Source organism: Rickettsia asembonensis, from assembly GCF_000828125.2.
GTDB lineage: Bacteria > Pseudomonadota > Alphaproteobacteria > Rickettsiales > Rickettsiaceae > Rickettsia > Rickettsia asembonensis.
Genome location: NZ_JWSW01000016.1, coordinates 21,674 through 28,024, shown reverse-complemented (window position 1 = coordinate 28,024; position 6,351 = coordinate 21,674). Strand labels below are relative to the sequence as shown.

Sequence of the window (6,351 nt, the reverse complement as noted above, 5' to 3'; positions counted from 1 at the left end):
TAACCATACCAAAAATTATTACCTCCTTTACAAACAATTTTAGCTCGTTTATCATTTGCAACTTTAGACAAACTCTTATTATTGAGCTTGTCATATTTTTGCTTCCTCAACTCATCACATTCTTCCCAAAGACTAGATTTTGAGATTAAATGAGAGGCATCCACAAAAGTAAATACCTCACTCTTATAACCTTGCTTTCTTAGTTGATCTCTAAAGTTTGTAAATATTTTTGATAGTAAATTAGTACCTATCTTCTTACGTATTTTACTAAACACACTATAATCTGGTGTCGTCTCTGTAAGAGCAAAATCACAAAACTATTTGCCAGCAGTACTATCAGCTAAATAATGCTCTAATTCTTGATCAGATAAGTCTTCCATAAACTGTAAAAGCAAACATTTAAATAACCGTAATGTTCCATAGCCTTTATAATTAGCTTCAGTTTCTAGCACTAATAACTCTCTTTCAACCTCTTTCAACTGCTTTAAAATTAAATTAACTTTTAAATCTACGATATTGATGATCTGTGCTAACTAATTCATCTAAACTGACCATTGTTATTTGATGCTCTGACATTTCTTTACTTTCTTATTTTTTTATTACATTATAACCTCTTACTACTCATATCTCAACACTCCCAATAAGTAAACTACCGCCTAAAAAAATGACAGAGCAAGGTAGAGAAATTATCAAAAATTTTGTCCCATTGCTTGAGAGCAGCAACCCTGCACTTGTTAACGGTACTAAAAAAGTACTATCAGAGCTAGAACCTGGATATTTAACTGAACACGGAAAAGGAGAAAGTATAGTATTAGAATTACAAAGAGTAGCCAAACCTAAGCTATGGCAAAGAATAGTAGCAGTTTTTACCGGTACGGATTATGCTCAAAAAAATATAGATAAAGCAGTCGCTAACTTTGAAAAAAGTAATAGTTTATATATAGATATGAAAAATTTATCGGAAGAACTACAACGAGAAAAACAAGCACCAAATAAAGAAATCAATATCGTAACAGCAAGAAAAGAGCAAGGTAAAGAGCAAAATAAAACAATACCCCAAAGCTATAAGTCTTCTATATCAACCCCTATATCTCATGTTGATAAGCTTAATAAAAGTAAAGAGAGTGGGCAACAGTCAGGGCATAGTAAATAATGATTTATATGATAATATAGTTGCGAATTTTTAAGAAGTTTGATAACTTGGTTACATTATATCAAATAACTTAATAATGAGTATTATATGGCAGAGATTATAACTAATATAAATGATACTATTGAAAAAATTAAAAAAATGATGAAGTAACTGAGATATCGGCTGCAGTAAAAGGTAAAATAGTTGATATAAAAAACGTAGATAGTAGATTAGATACTTTGAATAAAAATATTGTTACTCTAGACCCTATTCAACAATATTTACAATCTGAAGAATATATAACTAGTACGCTTGAAGTGCTTGCCAGTAAAATTATTAGTGAAGTCGTAGAAAATAAAGATATACAAAAATTAGTAAATAATTTGCCTATCAATTTAGGACAAGATACAAAACTAATACCTAGTGCAGCAGATAAGTTAAAGTTTGATGTCGCAAGGGCTGAAGCAGCACTTAAGGGTTTTGTACTTCCTCTAAATAAAGGAGGACCTTTTGATTAATTATCATTTATGGGTATAGAGAATGAAGAAGAAATCTTTGCTGGTCCTATAAGAGCAACTAAAGAAGCATTAATAGCCGTAAGCGGAAATTCTATACCTAAAGAGCAATATGCACAAGCTGTAAAAGATAAAGCTATAGAAATCTTAAAACAAGATCCTAAAAACACTCCGGAAAAACTTGAGAAATATGAAAAATTTATTATTCAAGGAGATAAAAATCAGAAATTTAATGAAGATAGTAAGCAGTTTATTCCAAGAGTAAATCAATTATCTCAAGCGGAATTTAAGGAATTACAAAAGGCAGCCACTTATACGGTACAGCAGATTAGTAATAGATTAGAAAAAAATAATAAAATCAGTAAGCAATTAGAAGAAACTATTATACTTACTAACTCATCAGGTATAAAGAATCCTAAAGTAATAATAAAGGAATTAAATAAGTTAGATTCTACTTATCTAACTGAAAATAGTACTAAAATAGCCACTGCATTAAAAGATATTAATGATAGAGGTACTTCTTTATAGGAAAAATTTAAATCAATTTTTACAGGGAAAGATTATTTAGGACAAAGATTAGAAAAAGTTGTCAATGAATATATGATTAAAAGTGATGAGTATGTAGTAAAAGAAATTAATAATAAAATCTTTTCAAACGCTTTAACAAATCCTGAAATTGCTGAAGGTCTAACAAAATTTTTGAATAAAAATAAAGATAAAGCAGCAACTAATCCTGAATTTAAAAATTTAATTCCTAGTACGGGTAAGCCTATTATAGTTCAACCGCAACAAGTTAATAATTTTAATTTAGCGGAACTCAGAAAAATTAATCCAATAGCATTTGATAAAACCATATTTGAAGATTTAATAAAACTAAGAAGTTCTAATATAAAACCTCCGCAAACTACTCCTGGTACTTCTACTAAAAATCAAGAAGCAGTAAGAAGTAAGGGTTAAATTTTAATATGCGTTACATATCATCCTCGCAAAAGCGGGGCGTTGTTGCATGGCTCGGTTTTTGTGTTGTCATCCCGTGATTTATTCACGGGATCCAGTTAAAAATACTAATAATATTAGTATTTTTAGTTGTTTTACTGGATACCGTGGACAAGCCACGGTATGACACCGAGCGGGTTTTTGAGACATGCAACAAGGCTGTACAAGCCACGGTATGACACCCAGTATGTTTTTCGAGCCATGCAACAACACTCAAAGCCTTTTGCGATAACAATATTTACCTTTAGTGAGTAATGCTTGGCGGAACGGTTAAATACTCCTCTTTCCATAATTCATTATAGAGAATAGGGTCGATATTACCGCCTGAGATTAGTACTAGTAATTTTTGAGGTTTGGATTGTGTTTTTAACCAATTTACCACTGAAACCATATTTATACTACTTGACGGCTCGCATATAACTTTAAGTAAATGAGTAAGCCACGCTGTCCAATAATATATTCCATATTCTTCTGCTAAATAAAAATGATCAAGTTTTTTCAGATATTCAAATGTACGAGCTGATACACTCAAGGTTTTAAGACCGTCTGCGATGGTAGTCGGTGCATTATCAAATCTATATATTGAGCCGTTTTTAACTGATAAATAAGCATCATTAGCCGTAAGCGGTTCTGAACCTATTAACAAGCTTGTCGGTGATATTAATTCCTTGGCAAGATATGAGCCGGAAATTAAACCGCCGCCACCGCAAGAGGCAAAAATAGCATCAGGACTAAAGTCTAGCTGTTGTAATGCTTCATAGCATAATGTGCCGGCACCTGCTATTGTAGAATCACTATCGGAAGGATGTATATAGTAAAATCCTTGCTTTTCATCTTCTTTTGCTTGTTCTTCCGCTTCTTGTCTAGTATTTGTATATATAACTTCACCGCCGTAATAGAGAGCTGCTTGCTGTTTTACTTTTGAAGTATTTAACGGTAAATAAATCCTTATTTTAATACCGAATAATTTACTTGCATAAGCAAGCCCAATCCCATGGTTACCCGTACTATAACCGACTATTTTATCAGGTAATTTTCCTTGCTCTTTTAATTCCAATAAATGATTTAATACTCCTCTAACTTTGAATGCACCGGTTTTTTGTAATGATTCAACCTTAAAAAAAATCTCATGACCGAGCATCTCATTTAGGTTTTCAGAGTGAACGATCGGAGTTAAATATAGATATTGTTTTATTCTATTATGTGCAGTAGCTACATTTTGAGAAGATTGTAGTAATAAATTCATAAATATAATTAATAAAGATGGCTTGAAATCGCATTTATACTATATTATATAGTTAATAATTAGAAATTTTAAAAGGTTTTAATTGATGAATAAAAAATCCCTGCCGCTTATGGCATTACGAGATATGGTAGTATTCCCGGGAATAATTACTCCTATTTTCGTGGGTAGACAAAAATCGCTGCAAGCGTTATCTCATACTACCGTTTCTGAGGAAGATAATAGTAAATATATTTTAGTAACTTTACAGAAAAAATTTAATCAAGAAAACCCTAGTAAATATGAACTTTATAACACAGCTATACTTGCCAAGATTATCCAAATAGTGAAGTTGCCTAATAATACGGCAAAAATCTTAATAGAAGCAGTAGCAAGAGTAAAGCTAAGCAATATCAAAGGCGAAGAAGCTTTTGAAGCAAATTATGAAATTATTCCGGATGAAGAAATATTTGACGTTAATAACATGCGTTCATTAGTGGATAATGCAGTACAATTATTTAGTAAATATGCGATTAATGATAAGAAAGTTAATGCGGAAATTATTGAAACTATCAATAAAGAAATAAGTAATAGCACTAATTTTATAAATATTATAAATATATTAGCTTCACATCTGATAACTTCACTTGAGGCAAAGCAGCATTTATTAGAAGAAACTAGTCCTTTTAAGCGTATCACTACGGTTATTAGTACGCTTACTTCCAATATAGTAAATTCAGAAACCGAACAGGCATTACAGCAAAGAGTAAGAAAGCAAATCGAAAAAACGCAGCGTGATTATTATCTGCACGAACAAATGAAAGCTATTCAAAAGGAGCTTGATGAAGATAAATCGGAACTTGCCGATATCGAGAAAAAAATTAAAAGTTTAAAATTATCTAAAGAAGCTAAAGAGAAGGCAGAATCAGAGCTTAAAAAACTCCGTAGTATGAATCAAATGTCGGCAGAGTCGGGAGTGACGCGTAATTATCTTGAAACTTTGTTAAGTTTGCCTTGGGGTAAGTATGATAATAGCAAAATAGATATTAACCAAGCGGAGAAAATTTTAAATCGTGACCATTTTGGACTCGAAAAAGTTAAAGAACGAATTATAGAATATTTAGCGGTATTACAGCGTTCAAGTAAAATTAGAGGACCTATATTATGTTTGATAGGTCCGCCGGGGGTCGGTAAAACTTCACTTGTAAAATCTATTGCCGAAGGAATGGGCAGAAAATACACTAAATTTGCTCTTGGCGGTGTTAGAGACGAAGCAGAAATCAGAGGACATAGAAAAACTTACCTTGGATCAATGCCCGGTAAAATTTTAGGTCAACTTAAGAAAGTTAAGACTAGTAATCCTGTAATGCTGCTTGATGAAATCGATAAAATGAGTTCTGATTTTAGAGGTGATCCGGCATCTGCTTTACTTGAGGTATTAGACCCTGAGCAGAATAGTCACTTTGTTGATCATTATCTAGAAGTAGAATATGATCTATCAAATGTAATATTTATTGCTACTGCTAACTCTCATGATTTACCTAGAGCTTTAAGTGATAGAATGGAAAAAATATATATTTCCGGTTATGTAGAGGAAGAAAAACTCCAAATAGCCAAAAATTATTTAGTGCCGAAACAATTTAAAATGCATAAAATCAAAAAAGATGAAATTACTATATCTAAGACGGCAATTTTGGATTTAATTAGATATTATACCAAGGAATCAGGTGTAAGAGCTTTAGAACGTGAAATAGGGGCATTAACTAGAAAAGCATTAAAGCAAATTTTAGCAGATAAAACAGTTAAGCACATTGCCATAGATAGTAATAATCTTGAAGAATTTTTAGGGGCTAAAAAATATAATTTCGGGCTTGCCGAGAAAGAAGACCAAATAGGTAGTACTACAGGACTTGCTTATACTGAAGTAGGAGGAGAGCTTTTAACTATAGAAGCTTTAGCATTTCCAGGGAAAGGTGAAATAAAGACCACCGGAAAACTCGGGGATGTTATGAAAGAATCGGCAATGGCTGCCTATAGTTGTTTTAGAAGCAGAGCAACAAATTTTGGATTAAAATACGACAATTATAAAGATTTTGATATTCACATTCACGTACCGGCGGGAGCTATTCCAAAAGATGGACCGTCTGCCGGCTGTGCTTTGTTTACTACTATTGTTTCGTTAATGACTAAAATACCCGTACACCGCACTGTAGCAATGACCGGTGAAATTACTTTAAGAGGAAATGTTTTACCTATCGGTGGTCTTAAGGAGAAGTTACTTGCTGCGAGTAGGGGAGGGATTAAAACCGTATTAATTCCTGAGGAGAATGTTAAAGACTTAAAAGATATACCGTCGAATATAAAAGAAAGCCTAGAAATTATATCCGTGTCAAATATCGACCAAGTACTTAAGCATGCTTTGGTAGAAACCACATTAAATAAATAGAGATCGGTCATACGATAGTACTGGATAATTTTTAAAGAAC

At 32.3% G+C, this 6,351-nt stretch carries 6 protein-coding genes and 1 pseudogene; 3 read left to right on the top strand and 4 right to left on the bottom strand.

Annotated elements, in window-relative coordinates; genetic code table 11:
- A partial coding sequence (locus tag SB78_RS03035; protein WP_041078532.1) for a hypothetical protein occupies positions 1-275 on the bottom strand: 275 nt, incomplete at its 3' end.
- Positions 276-317: 42 nt separating this feature from the next.
- The gene (locus tag SB78_RS09660) at positions 318-479 is read right to left on the bottom strand and encodes a hypothetical protein (protein WP_158510094.1); all 162 of its coding nucleotides are present in this window, start codon (positions 477-479) and stop codon (positions 318-320) included.
- A 185-nt stretch (positions 480-664) separates the two neighbouring features.
- Here SB78_RS09660 and SB78_RS10730 point away from each other — a divergent pair, with 185 nt between their 5' ends.
- Both SB78_RS10730 and SB78_RS08780 read left to right on the top strand, forming a co-directional pair.
- Entirely contained in the window at positions 665-1,153 is a 489-nt protein-coding gene (locus tag SB78_RS10730) for a hypothetical protein (RefSeq protein WP_241773694.1), read from the top strand.
- 87 nt (positions 1,154-1,240) lie between these two features.
- A pseudogene (locus SB78_RS08780) lies at positions 1,241-2,604 on the top strand (hypothetical protein).
- Between the two features lie 85 nt (positions 2,605-2,689).
- On the opposite strand, the gene SB78_RS10725 reads toward SB78_RS08780, so the two are convergent.
- Together SB78_RS10725 and SB78_RS03020 are read right to left on the bottom strand one after the other, a co-directional pair.
- Entirely contained in the window at positions 2,690-2,878 is a 189-nt protein-coding gene (locus SB78_RS10725; RefSeq protein ID WP_241773693.1) for a hypothetical protein, read from the bottom strand.
- Between the two features lie 9 nt (positions 2,879-2,887).
- Positions 2,888-3,889, bottom strand: a complete 1,002-nt coding sequence (locus SB78_RS03020) for a serine/threonine dehydratase (RefSeq protein ID WP_041078528.1) — start codon at positions 3,887-3,889, stop codon at positions 2,888-2,890.
- 85 nt (positions 3,890-3,974) lie between these two features.
- Between SB78_RS03020 and lon the strand changes: the two genes are divergently transcribed.
- On the top strand, positions 3,975-6,311 hold the full coding sequence (gene lon / locus SB78_RS03015) for an endopeptidase La (protein WP_041078526.1): 2,337 nt from the start codon (positions 3,975-3,977) through the stop codon (positions 6,309-6,311).
- The last annotated feature ends 40 nt before the right edge of the window (positions 6,312-6,351 follow it).